The organism is Corynebacterium accolens (assembly GCF_023520795.1).
GTDB lineage: Bacteria > Actinomycetota > Actinomycetes > Mycobacteriales > Mycobacteriaceae > Corynebacterium > Corynebacterium accolens.
The window spans coordinates 1,646,849-1,664,685 of record NZ_CP046605.1; the positions used below are offsets into that span (position 1 = coordinate 1,646,849).

At 60.8% G+C, this 17,837-nt stretch carries 15 protein-coding genes; 6 read left to right on the plus strand and 9 right to left on the minus strand.

Going from position 1 to position 17,837, the window contains the following annotated elements; genetic code table 11:
* Positions 1–17: 17 nt before the first annotated feature.
* Positions 18–497, plus strand: coding sequence for a hypothetical protein (locus CACC_RS07890; protein WP_005278493.1), 480 nt, complete (start codon positions 18–20; stop codon positions 495–497).
* 167 nt (positions 498–664) lie between these two features.
* On the opposite strand, the gene dnaE is transcribed toward CACC_RS07890, so the two are convergent.
* Positions 665–4,237 (minus strand): DNA polymerase III subunit alpha, encoded by a 3,573-nt coding sequence (gene dnaE / locus CACC_RS07895; protein ID WP_005278490.1) that lies wholly within the window; start codon positions 4,235–4,237, stop codon positions 665–667.
* A gap of 45 nt (positions 4,238–4,282) precedes the next feature.
* Between dnaE and rarD the strand changes: the two genes are divergently transcribed.
* On the plus strand, positions 4,283–5,158 hold the full coding sequence (gene rarD / locus CACC_RS07900; RefSeq protein ID WP_005278487.1) for an EamA family transporter RarD: 876 nt from the start codon (positions 4,283–4,285) through the stop codon (positions 5,156–5,158).
* A 272-nt stretch (positions 5,159–5,430) separates the two neighbouring features.
* Here rarD and CACC_RS07905 read toward each other — a convergent pair whose 3' ends face one another.
* The 4 genes from CACC_RS07905 to lspA form a co-directional block, all read right to left on the minus strand.
* Positions 5,431–6,453 carry an HNH endonuclease signature motif containing protein gene (locus tag CACC_RS07905; protein ID WP_005278484.1) on the minus strand — a complete coding sequence of 341 codons (1,023 nt, stop codon included), beginning with the start codon at positions 6,451–6,453 and terminating at the stop codon, positions 5,431–5,433.
* Between the two features lie 61 nt (positions 6,454–6,514).
* Positions 6,515–7,054, minus strand: coding sequence for a hypothetical protein (locus CACC_RS07910; RefSeq protein WP_005278482.1), 540 nt, complete (start codon positions 7,052–7,054; stop codon positions 6,515–6,517).
* Positions 7,051–7,977 (minus strand): RluA family pseudouridine synthase, encoded by a 927-nt coding sequence (locus CACC_RS07915; RefSeq protein WP_005278479.1) that lies wholly within the window; start codon positions 7,975–7,977, stop codon positions 7,051–7,053. Before CACC_RS07915 ends, CACC_RS07910 begins: the two co-directional genes overlap by 4 nt.
* Entirely contained in the window at positions 7,970–8,470 is a 501-nt protein-coding gene (gene lspA, locus CACC_RS07920) for a signal peptidase II (protein WP_005278476.1), read from the minus strand. The genes CACC_RS07915 and lspA overlap by 8 nt, the downstream gene beginning before the upstream one ends.
* 32 nt (positions 8,471–8,502) lie before the next feature.
* Between lspA and CACC_RS07925 the strand changes: the two genes are divergently transcribed.
* Positions 8,503–9,447 (plus strand): hypothetical protein, encoded by a 945-nt coding sequence (locus CACC_RS07925; RefSeq protein WP_005278474.1) that lies wholly within the window; start codon positions 8,503–8,505, stop codon positions 9,445–9,447.
* A 12-nt stretch (positions 9,448–9,459) separates the two neighbouring features.
* On the opposite strand, the gene CACC_RS07930 is transcribed toward CACC_RS07925, so the two are convergent.
* Positions 9,460–10,095, minus strand: coding sequence for a WKL family lipoprotein (locus tag CACC_RS07930; RefSeq protein ID WP_005278471.1), 636 nt, complete (start codon positions 10,093–10,095; stop codon positions 9,460–9,462).
* Positions 10,096–10,202: 107 nt separating this feature from the next.
* Here CACC_RS07930 and CACC_RS07935 point away from each other — a divergent pair, with 107 nt between their 5' ends.
* Complete coding sequence (locus CACC_RS07935; RefSeq protein WP_005278469.1) at positions 10,203–11,117, plus strand: asparaginase; 915 nt, start codon at positions 10,203–10,205, stop codon at positions 11,115–11,117.
* On the opposite strand, the gene CACC_RS07940 is transcribed toward CACC_RS07935, so the two are convergent.
* Positions 11,114–12,499 (minus strand): DNA polymerase IV, encoded by a 1,386-nt coding sequence (locus CACC_RS07940; RefSeq protein WP_035108433.1) that lies wholly within the window; start codon positions 12,497–12,499, stop codon positions 11,114–11,116. The genes CACC_RS07935 and CACC_RS07940 overlap by 4 nt on opposite strands.
* Before the next feature lie 79 nt (positions 12,500–12,578).
* On the opposite strand from CACC_RS07940, the gene CACC_RS07945 reads away from it, so the two are divergent.
* Both CACC_RS07945 and CACC_RS07950 read left to right on the plus strand, forming a co-directional pair.
* Positions 12,579–13,223 carry a GntR family transcriptional regulator gene (locus CACC_RS07945; protein WP_005278463.1) on the plus strand — a complete coding sequence of 215 codons (645 nt, stop codon included), beginning with the start codon at positions 12,579–12,581 and terminating at the stop codon, positions 13,221–13,223.
* On the plus strand, positions 13,220–14,452 hold the full coding sequence (locus CACC_RS07950; RefSeq protein WP_005278460.1) for an MFS transporter: 1,233 nt from the start codon (positions 13,220–13,222) through the stop codon (positions 14,450–14,452). Before CACC_RS07945 ends, CACC_RS07950 begins: the two co-directional genes overlap by 4 nt.
* 131 nt (positions 14,453–14,583) lie before the next feature.
* On the opposite strand, the gene CACC_RS07955 is transcribed toward CACC_RS07950, so the two are convergent.
* Together CACC_RS07955 and CACC_RS11630 are read right to left on the minus strand one after the other, a co-directional pair.
* Positions 14,584–16,059, minus strand: coding sequence for a hypothetical protein (locus tag CACC_RS07955; protein ID WP_005278458.1), 1,476 nt, complete (start codon positions 16,057–16,059; stop codon positions 14,584–14,586).
* A 507-nt stretch (positions 16,060–16,566) separates the two neighbouring features.
* The gene (locus tag CACC_RS11630) at positions 16,567–17,532 is read right to left on the minus strand and encodes a hypothetical protein (protein ID WP_005278457.1); all 966 of its coding nucleotides are present in this window, start codon (positions 17,530–17,532) and stop codon (positions 16,567–16,569) included.
* Positions 17,533–17,837: the final 305 nt, after the last annotated feature.

The following is a 17,837-nucleotide window of genomic DNA, read 5'->3' on the forward strand; positions in this document are numbered from 1 at the left end:
TTAAGGAGCCTTTCCCTATGCGTAAACGACTCAGCACCTCTCTCGTCGCTGCCACCGCTGTGGCGGCGGGCCTTGTCACCCCGGCTGTTGCTTCCGCAGATGAGACCGGCAAGGGGCTCAGCGCTGAATGCAAGGCCCAAGTAGAAGCTGCCAAGCAAGAGCACCTCAAGAACATCGAAGAGGGCAAGGGCGGAGTCAACCTGTCCAACCCAAATAAGTTCCTCGAGGGCTTGCTCAATGGCTACGGCACCGCCGGCATGCCGAAGCAGCCAGATTGCGTGACTAAAGAGGCACAGCAACAGCAGCTCGATAGCTTGACCAAGCTTGGCTCCTCCGAGGAAACTGCAGAAAAGTTCCTGAAGGTCTCGCAGTGGACCGCCGTCATCGCCGGCGCCGTCGCTGCGATTCTGCAGACCTACGCCGCCATCGCCAAGTTCAACCCGGCAGTTCTCGAACCGCTGAAGGCTGCGCTTGACCGCTTGGGAATTAAGTACTAATCTCCGATTTCCCAAAAAATGGCCGCCGTTGCATGTGCACGGCGGCCATTTCTTTATGCCCAGCTTTTCGCGCAGGCGGCCTGGCGGCTTCGCCCTAGGCCCGTCGCCACCTCAATCCCTGTTCGCCTCAGAAAGAGGGAGCGCAGGGACGAGGCAGGCAAATTCTACTAGCCCAAAATGCCAGCGCCCATGGTGGCCTTCAGATCCCCCATGAGGTTGCCGGATCGTTGCACGCGGAGGTGCTCGCCTAGGACCATCGTGGTGGTTTGATCGCCTTCGACAAGCTCAAGGTAAACATCGGAATCACCGTGGTTTTTGACCAAGACTTGCTTGAGTCGGGCGATATTTTCCATCGTGCACTGGTCCGTGCGCATGGTCAGGCGCAGCGGCAGGCTCGCGCCACCGCCAGGCCCCAGCTCGGGGACGCGAATATCGGAACAAAACAGCGACCGGCGCTCATCGCGCACCTTGACGTTGACGCGCGCCAAGATGATGTTGTCTTCCACGATATGCGGCGCTGCCAGCGAATAGACCTTATTGAATACCAAGATCTCTACCTGCGCGCCGTTGTGGTCTTCTACCGTGACAATCGCCCACGGGGAACCATCGCGCTTAGAAAAGCGCCGGTCCACGCCGGAAATGATGCCGCCGATGATGAGTTCTTGGCCATTGTGTACCTCATCGTTGAGGATCTTGGTCAGCGGAGTATTGGTCTGCGCAGCTAGGGCCTCTTCGAAACCATCGAGTGGGTGGCCAGAAACGTAGAGGCCCAGCATCTCTCGCTCAAGTGCCAACTCGTGCTTGCGATCCCACGAGTCGTCCGGAACATCAATGGCAAAGGCGCCCTCCGAAGAGGCATCGTCACCACCGCCGAAGCCGGCAAAGAGGTCGAATTGCCCCTTATCCGCCGCCTTCTTGGTGGTCTGCACGGCATCGACGGCGTCCTCGTGAATCAACATGAGGCCCTTGCGCGGCTGCTGGAAATCATCAAAAGCACCGGCCTTAATCAGCGCCTCGGTCACGCGCTTGGAACACGCCGCAAGGTCGATCTTGTCGAGGTAATCGCTAAAGGAGGTAAACGCCCCCTTTGCCTTACGCGAGGCAATGATGGATTCGACCACTTCAGAGCCCACGTTGCGGATAGCGCCCATGCCGAAGCGAATATCCTCGCCCACAGCTTGGAAGTCCTCTTCGGACTCATTGACCGAAGGCGGTAAGACGTTAATGCCCAAGTGGCGGCAGTCCGACAGGTAGATGGCGGACTTATCTTTCTTATCGCCCACAGAGGTTAGTAGCGCCGCCATGTATTCCGGCGCGTAGTAGGCCTTGAGGTAGGCAGTCCAGAACGAGACCAACCCGTAGCCCGCGGCGTGGGACTTGTTAAACGCGTACGACGCGAAGGGCTCGATGGTCCCCCACAGGGCATCCATGGCGGATTTTGAGTAGCCATTTTCTTGCATGCCGCCCCAGAATTTATCGTATTGCTGGGCCAGGACCTCGGGCTTTTTCTTACCCATCGCCTTACGGAAGCCATCTGCCTCGCCGGCGGTGTAGTTCGCCACCTTCTGCGAGATACGCATGATCTGCTCCTGGTAGACGATAAGGCCATACGTCTCATCCAGGATTTCCTTCAGCGGCTCCTCGAGCTCAGGGTGGATCGGGGTGATTTCCTTGCGCCCATTCTTGCGATCGGCATAATCCCAGTGGGCATTGACACCCATCGGGCCAGGGCGGTACAGGGCCAAGGAGGCCACGATGTCTTTGAATCCGGTAGGCTTCATGCGCTTGAGCAGCTCCTGCATTCCGCCGGAGTCCAGCTGGAACACGCCCAAGGTATCCCCGCGCGAGAGCAGGTCATAGACCTTGGAGACCTTGGGGTCATCGGCATGCAGCTGCTCGAGCTGCACTTCTTCGCCGCGGTTGCGCTTGATGTTTTCGATGGCATCGCCGATAACGGTGAGGTTGCGCAGGCCCAGAAAGTCCATCTTCAACAGGCCAATGGCCTCGCAGGCGGGGTAATCCCAGCCGGTGATATAGGCGCCATCGGCAGGCCGCTTCCACATCGGGATGTGGTCCATCAACCGCACGGAGGCCATAATCACCGCACAGGCGTGCACGCCAGCCTGGCGAACAACACCCTCCAAGCCGCGCGCGGTGTCATAAATCTTTTTCACATCCGGGTCAGTTTCCACCATCTGGCGGACCTCGGCGGCCTCGGAATAGCGCTCGTGGTCGGGGTCAGTAATGCCCCGCAGCGGAATGTCCTTCGCCATAATCGCCGGCGGCAGCGCGCCGTTGATACGGTCGGCCATCTGGAAGCCGGGCTGGCCAAAGTGTACCTTGGCGGAGTCCTTAATGGCCTGCTTGGTTTTCACCGTACCGAAGGTAATGACCTGGGCAACCTTATCCTCGCCCCAGCGCTCGGCGGCGTAGGTAATCATCTCGCCGCGGCGGCGATCGTCGAAGTCGATATCGATATCGGGCGCGGACGGGCGCTCGGGGTTCAAAAAGCGCTCGAAGAGCAGGTCGTGTTCCAGCGGATCAATATTGGTAATGGTCAGCGCGTAGGCCACGAGCGCACCCGCCGCAGAACCACGGCCGGGCCCCACGCGGATGCCCACCGAACGCGCATACTTAATAAGCTCCGCCACGATGAGGAAGTAGGACGGGTAGCCCTTCATCTCAATCACGGAAATCTCGTACTTGGCGCGCTCGATATACTCCTCCGGCACATCGCGCCCGGGGAACCGCTGCTGCAGCCCCTCCATCACCTCGTGGGTCAGCCAGGAGGTGGGGGTGTGGCCCTCGGGGACATCGGCAATGGGCATGCGGTCGTGGGGGTGTTCCTCCCACACCTCGCTGTAGTCTTGCACGCGCTCGGCAATCCACAGGGTGTTATCGCAGCCATCCGGAATCAGGTCATCCCAGGTATCGCGCATCTGCGCGGCGGACTTGATGTAGTAGCCGGTACCGCCGAACTTGAAGCGGTCCGGGTCCATGAACGTCTTGCCGGTCTGCACGCACAGCATGGCCTCGTGCGCCGGAGCCTGGGATTCCAGCACGTAGTGGCAGTCATTGGTCACCAGCGGCGGCAGGTCCAGCTTCCGGCCGATTTCGAGCAGCCCATCGCGCGTGCGCTTTTCGATGTCCAGCCCATGGTCCATCAACTCCAAGAAGAAGTTGTCCTTGCCATAGATGTCTTGCCACATCGCCGCAGCCTCGAGGGCCTCGTTGAATTGGCCGAGGCGCAGGCGGGTCTGCACATCGCCGGATGGGCAGCCGGTCGTGGCGATGATGCCATCGGCATGCTCGGCGATGAGCTCTGCATCCATGCGCGGCCACTTGCCCAGCTGGCCTTCGTAGGAGGCGAGCGAAGACAAGGTGAACAGGTTGCGCAGCCCGGTCGCGTTTTCCGCGATCATCGTCTGGTGCAAATACGCGCCCGAGGCGGAGACATCGTCGCGCTTTTGGTCCGGGGTGCCCCACAACACACGCTTTTTATTAAAGCGCGATTCCGGGGCCATGTAGGCCTCGATGCCGATGATGGGTTTGACCCCGGCGCTGGTCATGCGCTTGTAAAAGGCGTCGGATCCATACATATTGCCGTGGTCTGTCATGCCCACGGCGGGCATGTTTTGCTTGACCACCTCATCAGCCAACATATCGACCTTGGCCATGCCGTCCAGCATGGAGAACTCGGTATGGTTATGCAGGTGGACGAAGGAGGAGTTTTTGGCCATGCGGTCATCTTAGCGGGGCGGTCAAGATGACGATATTATGCGGTGATGATCTTCACGCTCGCCGCATACATCATGTGGGGGTTCTTCCCCGCGTTCTTCCCGCTCCTGCTGCCGGCCACGCCGCTGGAAATCCTCGCCCACCGCGTGTTGTGGACCGCGGTTATCGTCACGGCATTTTTAATATTCAGCGGCGGCTGGCGCGAATTGGTGCGCATGGACAAGCGCACGTGGGGCTGGCTTGCCGCCGGGGGCGTATTTATCACGGTCAACTGGGGTACTTATGTACTGGCGATTAATACCGATCACGTGGCCGATGCCGCTTTAGGGTATTTCATCAACCCCCTAGTATCGGTGGCGCTCGGCATGATCTTCTTAAAGGAGCAGCTGCGCCCATGGCAGGCGACCGCCGTCGCCGTGGCGGCAATCGCGGTGCTGTATCTGACCTTCTTTATCGGACAGGCGCCGTATATCTCGCTGCTGTTGGCGGCATCGTTTGGCATCTACGGGCTCATCAAGAAGCAGGTGCGGGTATCGGCAGCGGTCTCGGTCGCGGCGGAGTCTTTGGTGGTCTCCCCCATTGCCATTGCCTATATCGTGTGGATCGAGCAGGCCGGCCGCGGCACGTTCAGTTCGGATGGCACGCCACACATGCTGCTATTAATCAGCGCCGGCCTAATTACCGCGTTGCCACTATTGTGCTTCGCCCAAGGCGCGCGGACGCTCCGCTTATCGACGATCGGCATGCTCCAATACCTCACCCCCATCATGCAGATGCTGTGGGCGCTCTTTGTCACCCAAGAGCATTTTTCCGCGCACCGGTGGATTGGCTTCGGCATCATCGGCGTAGCGGTCAGCATCTACATTGCGGATCTCATTCGCGTTCGCCAAAGCGCGCCGCGCAAGAGTGCGCGGCGCGGGTAAGCGGCCCACAGGAGTGCGCGGCACGGGAGAAGGGTGCCAGAGCGCTGCACGCAAGAATGCGCGGCGCAGGTTAGCGGCGCCCAGAAGTTCGCAGCACGGGTAAGCGGCACGCAAGAGTCCGCGGCGAGGGGGAATGCGAAATGGTTGCGTGCGCAGGAAAACGGTACGCAGGAATGTCCTGCGTGAAAAGGGGTTCGCGAGAGTGTACGGCGCGGGAAAACGGCGCGTAATGGTCGCCGCTGGGAGGGCGGGCCTTGGGCCCAACACTGTGTCTATCTGGGCCCGGTATCAACAAGGTCCGGCGGTGGCGGCTGCCAGGGTTTAATCCACCGCACGCCGCCGTGCACGCGCTCGAAGCGGCCATTGCGGGGGCGGCCCGCGCGGTCGTCGTCATTGCGGCCGTTGTGATGCGGGCACGCTACGGTGAGGTTCTTGGCATTGGTCCAGCCGCCGCCGGCCCAGCTATAGATGTGGTGCACCTGGCACTCATCGGCTGGGCGGTGGCACCCGCGCGCCGGGCAAACGGGGTTTTCGGCGGCGGCCATCATAAATTGCTTCCACGTTGCCCCGCGCCGCATGCGGTACAGGTTCACCGGCCCCTCCACGGGGTGGATAAGGGTGATAAAGCCTTCCTCCGCCATCGCGCGCTGGGCCAGCTCGGCGCCACTTATCTGCGCGCCGTTGGTCATGGTGACCGTCACATCTTTATCGCCCTGCACAACGGCGCTTAGCTTATCCAGCGGGATTACCACGTTGGTGCGCACGGTGGAGGTGGAGGCGCCGGAGTGGAAGAGGGCGGCGACATCGGCAAGCGTGCCTGCCTGGTTATGCAGCTCCGCGACGAGGCTGGAGCTACCCGTAATCGTCAGCGTCCACGGTTTGCCCGCGGCGCGGCGGCGCAGCCTCACCCCGGGTTTGGGCTCGCGCGGCGGGCGCAGCGCGCGCACCTTCTTGCGGGCGAGCTTGTCCATCGCCTGGGTATCGGCGGATACCTGGGCAAGCTCCGCGCGCAGGGCCCAGGCCCGGGCTTGGGTGGGCGCGCGGCGGGCGTGCTTTTCGATGACCTCCAGCGTCGGCAGCGAATGCCCATTGCGGCGCGCCCCCTCGACCGCGCGACGCTGGCGGCGCGTAAAGCTGGTCGGCCCGAAATAGATCTGGGAAAGGTGGGCTATCGACGCGGCGGCGGCATCCGGCATTCCGGCGGCGGTCAGCTCGGAGGCGGGCATATCGGCGGCCTCGGCGAGGATATCCATCGCCGAGTTTAAAGCCGCAATATATGCCCGAATGTGTTCCATGTCCCCGATACTAAGCCGCCACCCCCACACCCCGCGCGGCGAAGCGTTCAGGATGGCAAATTTAGCTGGGTGGGCGCACGGCGAAGCTGCCCCAGGCGGCATCGGCAGGCGCGGGCTCGACGGCGGCGACGGCGGGGAGGGAGGCGACATCGGCAAGCTGGGCGCCCGTCCCCCACACCACGGCGGCGCTCACCTCGCTGGGGCGCTGGCCGTAGGAGGCGCCGATGCGATCGAAGGTGCGGTTAATCACCGCGGCGCGATCCTCGCCGGCAACAGGCTCCGGCACCGCGATGGGCGCGGTCGAGCCCATGAGGATGGCGTCCATGCGCGGAATATCAGTCAGGGCGGCGGCCACGGCGACAGGCGGCAGCTCGGTATCGAAGGTAACCAGCGCATACGTGGCGGCATCCGGGTCGATGTCCATGGAATTAACGCGCTCAATATACTCCGCGCGGGACTCCCCATCCGGGCCCAGCTGATCGCCTTGCACGCGCGTGGATGCCTGCGTGCCCAGCGTGCCAAAAAGCACCAGGGCCACCACGATCGCCACCAGCACCAGCGCCAAGGCCGCTAGGCGGCGCCGCCGATAAAACTTCTTCATCCCTGCAGGCGCTCCAGGGCCTGTTGCAGGTCATCGGGGTACGGCGCGCGGGCCTCGAACCACTTCCCGGTGCCGGGGTGGGTAAAGCCCAGCTGCACCGCATGCAGCCACTGGCGCTCGAGTCCTAGGCGGGCAGAAAGCTGCGGGTTCGAGCCGTACATGGGATCGCCGACGCAGGGATGCCCGGTGGCGGACATGTGGACGCGGATTTGGTGGGTGCGGCCGGTTTCCAGGTGCACCTCGATGAGGCTGGCCTCGCGAAAGGCCTCGATGAGGCGGTAGTGGGTGACCGCGGCCTTGCCGTCGTCAAGCACGGCGAATTTCCAGCCTGACTTCGGGTGCCTGCCGATGGGCGCATCGATGGTGCCTTCAATCGGATCGGGCAGGCCCTGGACCACCGCGTGATAGGTCTTTTTCACGGTCCGGTGCTTAAACGCATGCTTGAGTGCGGAATAGGCGCGCCCGGAGGAGGCCACGACCATGACCCCGGAGGTGCCCACGTCCAGGCGGTGGACGATGCCCTGGCGCTCGGTGGGGCCAAGCGAGGCCACGTTATACCCCGCCGCGCGCAGCCCGCCGATGACCGTCGGCCCATCCCAGCCCACGCTCGGGTGCGCGGCGACGCCCACGGGTTTGTGCACGCAGATGATATCGGCGTCGCTATATAAAACGTCCATGCCCTCTACCAGCTCTTCGCGCGGCAGCAGGGGCTTTTCCGGCTCCGGGAGCAGCACCGAGACCACCTGGCCGGACGCCAGGCGCTCGGATTTACCCAGCTCCTGCGAATCCACGGTGACCCCGCCTTCGGCGCACAGCTGGGCAGTGGCCGAGCGGGAGAGGCCGAGGAGCTTGGCCAGCGCGGCATCGGCACGCATGCCCTCCAAGCCTTCTGGAATGGGGAAACTGCGCAATTGCCTATTCATTTTCCGCCCTTCGTTCCGCAATCAGCATGGCGCCGATAAAGATGACAACGCCGCAGGTAATGGCCGCATCTGCGATATTAAAGACCGCGAACGAGCCGACCGAGATATAGTCCACGACGTGCCCGAACCAGAAGCCCGGGTCGCGGAAGATGCGATCTGCAAAATTGCCCAATGCCCCACCGGCAATGAGCGCCAGCCCCAGCGCCTGGCCGGTGTTGTGGATGCGCGGGGCGGCGATGGCAACGCCTAAGACGAACGCCAATTGAATGGTGGTAAACAGCCAGGTCGATCCCTCGCCGCCGATGGAAAACGCCGCGCCCGGGTTAAAGAGCAGGGTAAACCTGAACCAGTCCCCGATGACATAGTGCGGCACACCCTCCGTCAGGACGGTCAGCATGAGTTGTTTTACGGCTTGATCCACAACCGCCACGGCGATGACCACCGCGGCGATAAGACCTGTCTGACTCCTTCGTTTTTGGCTCACCCACACCATTCTAATCAGGAGCGTCCGGTATTTTGGTAAGCGTGTTTCGAGTCAAAGTTTTTACAGCCCTTTCCGCCGTCGCCGTAGCGCTAAGCGCCTGTTCTTATGAGACCCCCGGCCCCGCCGTGGAGCAGCCAGTCGGCCTGACTATCGATGCCCCGCGCCTGACCGTCGAAGAGGCCGGAACCGGGGAGAAGAAACTGCTGGAATATCACGACATCGACTCCTCGCAGGAGGTAACGTACCGCGCCACGGAGGGATTTTCGCAGGACCTGCTGAATAAATCCGCCGCCGCCGACTTCCAGGCCGCCGACGTGGATAAGGAGACCACTACCCTGCCGCTTTCAGCTTCCGTGGATAAAGCCACCGAGGACGTCGAGGATCAGCTCCCGGCCTCGCGCAACGCGTTTGTCACCGCAGGGGATCCGGAATACTCCGGCGATACCGATGTCTCTTCTGCGTCCGGGTTCCAATTTGGCTGGCGCGGCCAAGACAACGGCCAGATGAATTCCCTGCGCTTGGCCGCCCCGCAGGATGCGAGCGATGAGGCGCGCGGCACCGTCGAACAGGCGATCATGAAGCTGACCGCGCTGCCCATCGTCTTCCCGGAAGAAGAGGTCGGCACCGGCGCGACGTGGACGGTAGATTCGCGCGTGACCGGCGAATCCACGCTCTTGCAGACGACCCGCTATAAGGTCGAGTCCATCGATGGTGACCGCGTCACGCTATCCGTCGAGGTGGAACAACGCCCCACCCTGGGTGCTTTATCCTTCGAGGGCCAAGCCGAGGGCACGGAGTTAAAGGATAAGGAACTCGACGTGCTGGATTCTTCCACCAACTCCTCGGGAAGCATCACGGTAGACCTGACGAAACCGCTCCCCGTGGACGGTGACGTGTCCTTCGATACGAAGGTAACCTACGGCACCGCCGATTCAGATCTGCGCGTCGTGCAATCAAGCCTGACGGAGCTAGCGTTTTCCGAGTAGCGGGGAGGCGAGTTACTCAGCGGGGGCTTCTACGGGGGCCTCGGCAGGCGCCTGCTCTGCGCCTTCTGCGGGGGCATCGCCCTGCGCAGGTGCTCCGTTGCCCTCATCGGCCGGCAGCGCACCCGCACCGGTATCGGCACACATCTCCGGCACCTGCTCAGGCGGCACCGTGTTTTGGATCAGCGTGCAGGCCCAGGTCTTCGACAGCTTCCAGGTGCCGTCTTGATAAATAAATTCCACCTGGTCCGCGGTCTGCTCCTGGCCATCAGCCGTGGAGAAATTCACCGTGGTCAGCACGGACTGCGGGTCATAGCCGGGCAAAACCGGATCCACGACCGCGAACTCCGCACCGGACTCCTCCTTGGAGCGCGCCATGGTGTCAAAGATCTCTGGGGCGGATTCGCCGCCTTCCACGGTGGCGGTCTTTTCTTCCTGCGATGCCTCCGGATCCGTGGCCTTGGCCAGGATGGCGTTCAAATCGGCGGCGGTTGGCAGTGCGGGGGCCGCGGAGTCGCCGTCGGCGGACGCGGATTCGCTGGATTCGCTGTTCTTGGTGGTGTCTTCTTGCTCGTCATCAGAAGAGCAGGCGGACAGGGCGGCCGCCGCGCTCAATGCGAGGCACGCGGCACCAAATTTGCGGAATTTCACTTCTCACTCCTCACGTCTGGGTTATAAACTCCCATCAGTTTACATTTGCACCAGCTTTTCTGGTCCGCGCCTGCCGCCTCGGCGCGTCTTCTTTTATTCTGGAAGGTATGACTAACCTCGCCCTCATCGCCACCGGCGGCACGATTGCCTGCACCACTGTGCGGGATGGTTCCCTCGTCCCCACCGTCACCGGCGCGCAGCTCGCGGCCGATATCGACGCCGAAGTGGTGGAATTTCGCCAGCTCGATTCCTCTTCTATTACGCTCGCGGACCTCGACGAGCTCATCGCGGTGGTCAATGAGCAGACCGCCCGCGCAGACATCGACGGCGTCATCATCACCCATGGCACCGATTCGATGGAAGAGACGGCGATGGCGCTGGAGATTTTTTGCGCCGGCGATACGCCCATTGTGCTCACCGGCGCGCAGCGCTCCTACGATCACCCGCACCCGGACGGCCCGCGCAATCTCCGCGATGCGCGCGAGCTCGCTCTTAGCGGGCAGCCCGGCGTCTTCATCCGCTTTGGCGGCATGACCATCCCTGCGCGCGGGGCCCGCAAGCAGCACACCTCTGACCTGCGCGCTTTTGAGTCCCTGCGGATCCCGGATGCCACCCCGCGGCTGCACCCGCAGCCCTTGGCGCCGCACCCGGTAGAAATCATCCCTGCCTACCCCGGCGCGGGGCGCGTGCTTGTCGATGCCGCCCGCACTTCCGCCGCCGGCCTCGTCATCGAGGCCATGGGCGCGGGCAATATGAGTGGGGATATGGGCCGCGCGCTTGCCGATGCCCTCCGCGATGGCCTCCCCGTCGTTATTTCCACCCGCACCCCGTACGGCGCGACCGCGTTGTCCTATGGCGGCGATGGCGGCGGGGCGAGCCTGCATAGCTTGGGCGCGATCAACGCGGGTGCCTTCCGCCCCAGCCAGGCGCGTATTCTTTTGGCCGCGGTGCTGGCCACCGGCACGGACCCTGCCGAGGTATTCCGGCAAAGCCCTGACCCCAAGCGCTACCGCGAAGCCTAGTCTTGGGTTTCCAGCCAGTCTTGCCAATCTAAGGAATCGAGCGGATCCGCCGGCACCAAATCCCGGTCGCTGGCGGCAAAGGATTTCGTGCGGCCGGGTCCGGTGGCGCGGGTTTCAAAACGCACGCTGACCACCCCGTGCCCGGTGCCCTGGATCCAACCGTGGCCAAATTCCGGGTGGTAGACGTCCTGGGTGGCGTGCCACTGATCCTCCACATCGTCTTCGACTACCACGGTGGTCGGCGCCGGTGGCGGGGAGTCATCGCTCACGCCCGTTTCATAGTCGCTATCCGGCAGCACAGGCCGCACGATTTCGCGGTCGAGCTCAGGAAATAGTACGTCTTGGCGCGCGGCTTCCAGCCCGGAATAGCTCACCCCCACCAGGCGGATGGGGCCCAGCTCATCCGGGTAGCGCGCCAGCTTGAAGGCGGCGGCGGTCAATACCTCCAGGTCATCGGTGGCATAGGCCAGGGTGGTCGATCGCGATTCGATGTGGAAATCCGCCATTCGCAGCTTTACCGTCACCGTGCGCGCGCCGCGGCCATCTTTAAGCAGGCGGCGGTGCGCACCCTCGGCCGCGCGGGTAATCGCCGCGTCCACATCCGGTACCGTCAGCAGGTCCTTGGGATAGGTATGCTCCGTAGAAATCTGCTTGGAAATCGCGCGCGGGGCAACTTCCCTATCGTCGATGCCCTGCGCCAGCTGCCACAGCTGCAATCCGACGACGCTGCCGATGGAGATTTCCACCTCCTTTTGGGTCATGGCGGCCAGCGCCCCGATGGTCTCCACCCCGATGCCCTTAAGCTTGGCCTCCGTAACCGGCCCGACGCCCCACAGCTTTCCCACCGGGAGCGGATGCAGCATCTCCAGCTGCTTATCCGCTGGGATGACATAGGTGCCATCGGGCTTGGCTTCGCCGGAGCCGATCTTGGCAAATTGCTTGCCGGAGCCCGCGCCGATGGAACACGGCAGGCCCGTTTCCTCCCGGATGAGCGCGCGCAGGCCATCCGCCCACTGTTGCGCCTCATCAGCCGTCGCACCTACCAGCGCCTCTGGCTCCATAAAGGCCTCATCGATAGATAGCTGCTCGATCACCTCCACGTGCTGGGAGATGATCTCAAATACCCGGCGCGAGGCCGCCGAATACACGGCCCGGCGCGGGCTGACCACCACCGCGTGCAGGCCCACCAATTGCTGGGCGCGATACATCGGCATCGCCGAGTGCGCGCCGTACTCGCGCGCCTCATAGGACGCACCGGCAACAACCCCGCGGCCGCCGACCCCACCGACGAGCACCGGCCGGCCCTGCAAAGTCGGTCGGGTCAATTGCTCGACGGAGGCGAAAAACGCATCCATATCGATGTGTAAGACCCAACGTTGCATGCCCTCCAGTCTAAGCCACGCCAACCCCAGAATTGGGAATAGGTTGACGCTTAAACTAACTTGTATGCAAGATGTATGCATGAGCGATACAAGCATGCAGCCTGCCGCGGAGCGGGTTTATGAATTGGTCAAAGAAAGGATCATCGACGGCACCATCGATTCCTCGCAGATGCTGTCAGAAGCCGCACTCGCGGCCGAGGTTGGGGTCAGCCGGACCCCGGCCCACGAGGCTTTCCTGCGCCTGGAGCTCGAGGGCTTTTTGCAGCTTTATCCCAAGCGCGGCGCGCTGGTCGTGCCGATTAGCCCCCAAGAAATCCGCGAGGTCTACGAGGCGCGCCTGCTTGTCGATGCCCACAGTGCCGAAAAGATCTGCGAGCTGGGTGAGGCGGAACGTGGGGGCATCGCCAAGCGCCTGCAAGAAAACATCGCGGCCCAAGACGCCGCCCTGGATGCCGAGGATCTCCGCGAATACACGCGCCTGGATGCGCAATTCCACCAAATCATCATGGATAGCGCCGGCAATAGCCTGCTGGCCAACGTGGGCCACCAGCTGCGCGAGCGTCAGCAACGCTTTACCGCCACCGCCATCGGGCGCAATGTGGCGCGGGCCCGCGCGTTCGTCGATCAGCACCGCGTGCTTGCCGATGCCCTCCGCACCGCCAACCTGCCCGCCTACCTCGCCGCACTCCGTTCGCACCTGAAGAATTCGAAGGATCAACTATGAGTCAGGACCCCGCCAATCGCGACTGGTTACCCGTCGCAGGCAGCATGGTGGCCGTTGCCTGGGGCGGCAATGAATTTACTCCCCTGCTCGTGATGTACCGCGAGCAATCCCACTTCTCGCAGGTCACCGTCAACGGCCTCCTGGCGGCCTACGTCATTGGCATCGTGCCCGCGCTGCTTATCTCCGGGCCGCTGTCGGACTATATCGGCCGCCGCCCGACGATGCTGCCCGCCGCACCGCTCTCCCTGGCCGGGTCCTTCCTGCTGTCCATCGCTCCCGAAGAACCCCTCATCATCGCCGCCGGCCGCGTGCTGTGCGGCCTGGCGCTGGGCATCGTCATGGCGGTCGGCTCCACCTGGATTTCCGAGCTCATCACCCGCTCCGGCGGCGACCCCGCCGCAGGCCCCCGAAAGGCATCGATGTGCCTTACCCTGGGCTTCCTCATCGGCGCCGCCCTAGCCTCGGTGCTGGCCCAATGGGGCCCGTGGCCCACCCACCTGGCCTACGTCCTACACATCCTGCTTACCGTCATTACCGCGGTGTGGCTATTGAAAACCCCCGAAACCCGTCCACCCCGCGGCGCGACCGTCAAAGACACGTTCCTGGATTTAAGCATCCGCGATATGCTGCACATGCTGCATATTCCTTCTGTCGCGCACCGCCGCTTTTCCCGCATCGTCCTTCCCGTAGCCCCCTGGGTATTCGGCTGCGCGGGCGCGGCCTATGCCCTTTTGCCGCAGCTGCTTTCCGATTCCGCCGGCGATGCCCCCATCGCCTTTTCCGGTCTCATGACCGTCATCACGCTAGGCTGCGGCGTTGGCATCCAAATGTTTGGCAAAGTCATCGACACCCACCGCTCCGCCCGCGCCTCCGCCTTTGCCATGGCCGTCATTACCGTCGGCACCGTCTTCGGTGCCATCGCCGCGCGCACACTCTCCCTCCCGCTCGGTATCACCAGCGCCGCTGTCATGGGAGCTGGCTACGGCCTAGCACTTGTCGCCGGCCTTTCCGAGGTCCAGCGCATCGCCGGAAAAGATGACCTCGCCGGCCTTACCGCCGTGTTCTATTCCGTGTCCTATACCGGCTTCTTTATCCCCATGGCCTTTAGCGCGCTTGCGCCCTACATAGGCTTCACCGCACTATTCCTCATCGGCTCCCTGCTCGCCGCATGCTGCCTCATCAACGTGATTCACGGCTGGCGCGCCCACCTGCCCGGCCCCGTGCGCTAGGGCCAGTCCTGCAACACGTAGCCAGAAAACGCAGAAACCGGAGCGCCTCCTCAAGGAGGGCTCCAGTTTAGTTACTACTTGGTACCTAGTCCGGGCTTCAAACAGCTGCTAATCCGCTGATTAAAGCAAGATTAGAACTTGAACAGTGAGAAGAAGTTACGCAGTGGCTGCAGGAAGCGCGCGATCCCAGAGAACTGGTTAAAGAATTTGGCAACGCCTGCCACAAAAGCAACTACACCAGCGATTACCCCAAAAGCAGCGCCGAAGTTAGAGCTGCTCCCTCCACTGCCGTTGCCCGGAACCGAAGGCTTGCCCGGCTTTTCACTACCGTCGTTGCCCGGACCCTGCGGGTTACCCGGCTTCTCACTACCGTCGTTACCTGGAGTCTGGCCCTTACCGTTATCAGGGGTTTGCTCGGGTCGCGACTCGCTGCCCTTATCAGCAGCCTTTACGACCACCTCTACACTATTGGATTTACCAGTTTCCGGATCCGTAACGGTAGGCACTGGAGAAACCTTTACCTTTTCACCGGCCTTTAACTGCACGCTTTCAGGAACATCGATTCCAAAGGGAACGAGCTGACTTTCAGATGCTTGGCCCTTCTTTGCAGGGTCTTTCGGTAGCTCTACGACAGTTGACTGATGACCTCCGCCCGGGAAATAAGCCTCAATTTCCTCTTTTTGCCCTGGGAACAAACGAAGCTTTCCGGTAACTTTCTTGTCCCCCTCCTTGATGTCATTTACTTCCGCGATAACATCAACCGGGAATTCGTCCACAGAGTCTCCAGAATCTGGGTCTTCGGGGGTTTCGGAGCCTTCGCTACCGGCACCTGATTGGTCAGATCCCCCTGGGCTTTCAGGGCCTTGGCCTTCATCTTCAGCTACATCTGCAGGTTCAACAACTACTTTAGTGGAAACTACTTTGACACCTGGCTTGGAAGGATCTTTAGACGGAGTAACGATCAGTTCTTGGCCGGCCGTTAATTGCAGGCCTCCAGGAACGGCAACTTCAAAGGGGACATATTCGCCTCGAGAGATTTCACCTTCTCCAACAGACTTGTCCTCATGTTTTACTGTGACAGATGGCTGTAAGCCATTCGGGAAAAACACGTTGATAGTCTTCTCTTGACCTGGGAGCAAAAACACCCAGCCAGTAACATTCTTAGCGCCCGCTTTGACGGCATTCACCGTTAGAGTATCCGCAGACTGCTGTTCGCCACCAGCCCCATTGCCCTGAGTTTCGCCGGGTTCGTCGGCCTCATCAGCAGCTTTATTATTTTGCGCCTCAGAGTTGACCTGCCCAGTAGTCAACTGCTCAATCTCCTCAACGCTAATGGCGAGAGTACCGTCTGCTCTCTTCAGCTCTTTAGCCACCGACTTCAAATCTTCAATGCTGAGCTTAGAAATCTGTTCTGCGGTCAGATGGCAATTCCGCTCCAAGTGTTCCGCGACCTTGGCGTTTGCATCACCGTCAAAATCGCTTCCCGGGCGGAAGCTCTGTTCGCAGTTTACATGCGTATCATTAGCCCACGCGACTGGGGCAACAGCAGGAACAACGAGGGACACAGACATAGTTGCAGAAGCGAGAACGCGCTTATTGAGTTTCATATGAACCTTCCAAGGTTACTACAAGCCACGGGTCCCATACGCCACGTTTTACTTTCAAGGAATAAAAGCATGAGCGGACACCGCAGAAAGTGGGATAACACGAACCTTATCGTGTCATTTACGTTTTTAAACGTAGAATTAGTAAACCATATTGGTTTCTCATCCAAAAGGTTCAAACCGGAAAAGTGTGCGATATCACTTGAAGGCCGCGCCTGTAGTAAAGCGTAACTTTTCCGGTAGCGAACCCCGTTTAACAGGGGCGTTGAAGGATTACTTCAGGCCCTACCACACGCGCCAGATTGATACTCAGCCTGGGCGACATACACATCGCAGATCACAAAGTGCCCCAAATAATGCGAGACTAGAACTAAACAGACAAGATCCGCTTTCCTGGCCCATTCATCAAAAGGAAACCGGAGCACATCCACGAAGGGGGCTCCGGTTCAGTTCCTAACCCAGACACGGTCAGGACACCGGACCCGCGCTCATCCGGTAACTCAGACAGGATTAGAACTTGATGTTGAACTGTGCCAAGAAGTCTCGCAGCGGCTGCAAGAAGCGAACGAGACCTGAGTTCGGGTGGAAGATTTTAGCGATACCCGCCACCACAGCAGCCAAACCAGCAAGACCAGCGACTACGCCAAAGATATTGCCAAAGTTAGAGCCGTCCTCTCCAGCACCGCCGCCTGGAGCCGGCGGCTTTGGCAGATTCTCACCACCACCCGGAGCCGGCGGCTTTTGCGGATTCTCATTACCACCTGGAACCGGCGGCTTTGACGGATTGTTGCCAGCGCCACCCCCTGGAGCTTGACCATTACCCTTGTCAGCCGCCTTAACAATGACTTTAACGGGTTTATCTTTATTGGCATCCTCTTCTGCGATATCAATAAGCCTGGAAACTGTTATTTCATCTCCGGCTTTTAGTTGCAAGTCTTCAGGAACACCGAATGTAAAGGTGACAACTTTACCTCCAGAAGGTTTACCTTCTTCACCGGACTTTTCGTCAGAGTTTAGCACTTTAGTTGCAACGGTCCGGTTTGGATAATGCGCCTGAATTATCTTCTGCTCACCTGGGAGCAAATATACAGAGCCAGTGATCACCCTATCCCCCTCTTTGACTTCATTCACCGATAGAGGCTGCCCAGACTGCTGTTCGACATCAGCAAGATTCTCGCCGTTATCGCCGAAGGAAACGTCGCTGCCTTCTGCTCCCCCAACAACCTCAGAAGGCAATAATTGCTTGAACTCTTCTTCAACGCCAGGCTGAGAGGCTTCACCTTGACTCAACTCGCAGTTTGGCTGCAGATAATCTGCATCATTGACATTGAATCCAGAATGAGGATCGCCCCCATCATCGGATTCCTGTGCGCAGTTGACATGGCCATCAGTAGCCCAGGCAACTGGGGGGACAACAGAAGCTACGAGAGACGTAGAGAGGGCTGCAGAAGCGAGAACACGCTTATTGAGTTTCATACGAACCTTCCAAGGGGAACTACAAGCTACGGGCCCCATACGCCAAGATGTGCTTTCAAGGAATGGAAAGCATGGACAGACTCCGTAGAAAGTGGGATAACACGATCTTTATGGCGCCATTTACGCTTTTAAACGTAAGATTAGTAAACCATATTGGTTTTCCATTCAAAATATCCACCACCAAAAAGTGCGCGAAATCACTCAATCGCTGCGCCTGTAGTGCAGTGAAACAATCGCCAGTAGCAAGCTCCGCTCAATAGGGGATGATTGCTGGGTACGTGAAATAGCACGAGGCTGAAGCTAAA

What these genes read in the sequence shown, in the direction of transcription:
- dnaE (WP_005278490.1), bottom strand. Translation starts at nt 4,237, where the DNA reads ATGGCCAAAAACTCCTCCTTCGTCCACCTGCATAACCATACCGAGTTC.
- lspA (WP_005278476.1), bottom strand. Translation starts at nt 8,470, where the DNA reads ATGGTGTGGGTGAGCCAAAAACGAAGGAGTCAGACAGGTCTTATCGCC.
- rarD (WP_005278487.1), top strand. Translation starts at nt 4,283, where the DNA reads ATGATCTTCACGCTCGCCGCATACATCATGTGGGGGTTCTTCCCCGCG.
- CACC_RS07955 (WP_005278458.1), bottom strand. Translation starts at nt 16,059, where the DNA reads ATGAAACTCAATAAGCGCGTTCTCGCTTCTGCAACTATGTCTGTGTCC.
- CACC_RS07935 (WP_005278469.1), top strand. Translation starts at nt 10,203, where the DNA reads ATGACTAACCTCGCCCTCATCGCCACCGGCGGCACGATTGCCTGCACC.
- CACC_RS07890 (WP_005278493.1), top strand. Translation starts at nt 18, where the DNA reads ATGCGTAAACGACTCAGCACCTCTCTCGTCGCTGCCACCGCTGTGGCG.
- CACC_RS11630 (WP_005278457.1), bottom strand. Translation starts at nt 17,532, where the DNA reads ATGAAACTCAATAAGCGTGTTCTCGCTTCTGCAGCCCTCTCTACGTCT.
- CACC_RS07905 (WP_005278484.1), bottom strand. Translation starts at nt 6,453, where the DNA reads ATGGAACACATTCGGGCATATATTGCGGCTTTAAACTCGGCGATGGAT.
- CACC_RS07940 (WP_035108433.1), bottom strand. Translation starts at nt 12,499, where the DNA reads ATGCAACGTTGGGTCTTACACATCGATATGGATGCGTTTTTCGCCTCC.
- CACC_RS07915 (WP_005278479.1), bottom strand. Translation starts at nt 7,977, where the DNA reads ATGAATAGGCAATTGCGCAGTTTCCCCATTCCAGAAGGCTTGGAGGGC.
- CACC_RS07910 (WP_005278482.1), bottom strand. Translation starts at nt 7,054, where the DNA reads ATGAAGAAGTTTTATCGGCGGCGCCGCCTAGCGGCCTTGGCGCTGGTG.
- CACC_RS07945 (WP_005278463.1), top strand. Translation starts at nt 12,579, where the DNA reads ATGAGCGATACAAGCATGCAGCCTGCCGCGGAGCGGGTTTATGAATTG.
- CACC_RS07950 (WP_005278460.1), top strand. Translation starts at nt 13,220, where the DNA reads ATGAGTCAGGACCCCGCCAATCGCGACTGGTTACCCGTCGCAGGCAGC.